General features: G+C 30.0%; 2 protein-coding genes. Both read left to right on the forward strand.

The window, feature by feature from the left end:
- Window positions 1–507: 507 nt before the first annotated feature.
- Window positions 508–1176 carry a GntR family transcriptional regulator gene (locus BLT15_RS12950; protein ID WP_089762494.1) on the forward strand — a complete coding sequence of 223 codons (669 nt, stop codon included), beginning with the start codon at window positions 508–510 and terminating at the stop codon, window positions 1174–1176.
- Window positions 1173–2078 carry a dihydrodipicolinate synthase family protein gene (locus BLT15_RS12955; RefSeq protein WP_089762495.1) on the forward strand — a complete coding sequence of 302 codons (906 nt, stop codon included), beginning with the start codon at window positions 1173–1175 and terminating at the stop codon, window positions 2076–2078. The genes BLT15_RS12950 and BLT15_RS12955 overlap by 4 nt, the downstream gene beginning before the upstream one ends.
- Window positions 2079–2291 lie beyond the last annotated feature (213 nt).

The following is a 2291-nucleotide window of genomic DNA, read 5'->3' on the forward strand; positions in this document are numbered from 1 at the left end:
TATTCACTGCTATATTAAGGGTATCCTACTCGAAGACAAAAATCAAGTATATTCGGGTATTATACACGAAAATTGAACGGAGAAATTTTGGGGGAATTAAAAAATCGGAGAATTTTATCCTCCACCACTTGTAATTTAAGGCTTATTTTTTTGAATATTAATTAATATTATATTATTGGGAAATCATGTAGATAGATTAAGCAGCAGGATATTTGTGCCTGGGAAAGAACAGATGTCGTAATTGAGAAGTTTTAAATTTTATGTTAGTAACAAAAATGATATTTGAAGTTAAAAAAGCCAAAAACTTATTTTGCTAACCTAATTTTAAAAATATTGGAATATTTACAAGGGCAGTTTTTATCCCCCATATTTACACTTTATGATATCTTTTGTCAAATTGGACATTCTAATAGTTTGAAATTTATTATATTTTTTGATATATTAATTACAGAATTGATATATTAATTACAGAATTGATATATTAATTTAATAAATGAGGAGGTGCCAATGAAATATAAAAACCTTACTGAAAAAGTTTATCAAATTTTAAAAAAAGATATTGTAAATATGAATATTCAACCTGGAACAAAAATACAATTAGATAAAATTGCTGAGGAATTAGAAGTCAGTAAAACTCCCGTTAGAGAAGCTGTAAATATGTTATCTATGGATGGCCTGGTAGAAGTTAAACCACAAAGTGGAACTTATGTTATAGAACTTAACCAAAAGGATATAAAGCATATTTATCAAGTCCGAAAAGCTTTAGAAAAATTAGCTATTGAACTTTCATTCTCAAAAATTAATGATGAAAATATTAAAGCTTTAGAGTCTATAAATAATAAGTGTTTAAAATTATATGAAGAAGAAAAGTATGAAGAATTTGTATCTGAAGATGAGCGTTTTCATAATACAATCTTTGAGATTACGCAGAATAAATATCTAATCACTTCTTATAATGCGATACGAGATAAGCTTTTCTACCTCAAAATGGCAGGTTTGGTTATTCCAAAATCAATTTTAGAATCAATCAAAGCTCACCAAAAAATTATAAAAACATTTAAAGAAAAAGATTTAGAAAAAGCAAAACACGAAATGAAATCTCATGTTGAAAAAGTAAAGAAACATTCTTTAAAGGTCCATAATATATATAATAACAAAAGAGGTGAAAAAAAATGAATAATTTTGAAGGTATTGTGCCTGCAATGATAACAATTTGGGATGAGGAAGAGGAATTTGATGAAAAAAGAACGAGAGAACATGTCAAATGGTTAATTGAAAAAGGAGTTCATGGTTTAGCGCCTTGTGGGAGTACAGGCGAAAATATTTCCATGTCAATGAAAACACAAAAGGAAGTAATAAAAACAGTCGTAGATGAAGTGGACGGTCAAATTCCCGTATATCCTGGGACTGGTAGGTATTCTACCAAACTGACAATAGAATTAAGTAAATACGCTGAATCAGTGGGTGCTGATGGAGTAATGGTTATTCTTCCGTACTATATGGAACCATATAAAGAATCTGTAAAAAATCATTATAGAATTTTATCTGAACAGATAGATATACCCATAATGGTTTATAATAATCCTTGGTTTACGGGCTATGAATTCGATCATTTTGAAATGCAAGAATTAGTTAATGATAACATAGTTTCAGCTGTCAAAGCAGCACATGGAGACCCAAATAGAGTTTTCGAACTTAAAAATCAATGTGGTGATCAATTGAAAGTACTTTATGGTCATGATTATGCTGCCTATGAAGCTTTTTGCAATGGAGCGGACGGCTGGTTATCTGGCCTTCCAAATGTTTGTCCAGGTCTTTGTGTCAAAATGTATCAAGCCTCTGTAAATGAGAAAAATTTTGATAAAGCCAAAAAATTAGCTACAAAAATAAGGCCTTTAGTAGATTTCTTATTATATGAAAAAACGAAGGAAACTCCTCCTCGACCTCATTTCTTGGAATTTTTTAAAGAATCTCTGAGATTAAGAGGCAGAGATGTTGGAGAACCAAGACGACCCCTTGGTCACTTAGACCCGGAAAGATCAAAAAAGTTAAAACAAATAATAGATGATTTATTTTAATACGATATATTGTTTTTTGTCGAAAAAACAGGCTCTTCTCCAAAACAGTTGGTGGAATTGCAATATATATTGGATTATCAGAGATACTAACTCCTCTATTTGCTGGTTTTTTATAAAGTATTTGAAATATGGCATTTACTTTTTCTATCTTCTGCAATTAAAGATGCTGATAACATATCCCCATATGAGGAATTATAGACGGTTTCTACCAAC

The sequence above is a fragment of the Halarsenatibacter silvermanii genome, assembly GCF_900103135.1.
In the GTDB taxonomy this organism is placed as follows: domain Bacteria; phylum Bacillota; class Halanaerobiia; order Halanaerobiales; family Halarsenatibacteraceae; genus Halarsenatibacter; species Halarsenatibacter silvermanii.

Excerpts from the sequence above, each read along its gene's own strand:
- BLT15_RS12950 (WP_089762494.1), top strand. The coding sequence starts at position 508 with ATGAAATATAAAAACCTTACTGAAAAAGTTTATCAAATTTTAAAAAAA.
- BLT15_RS12955 (WP_089762495.1), top strand. The coding sequence starts at position 1,173 with ATGAATAATTTTGAAGGTATTGTGCCTGCAATGATAACAATTTGGGAT.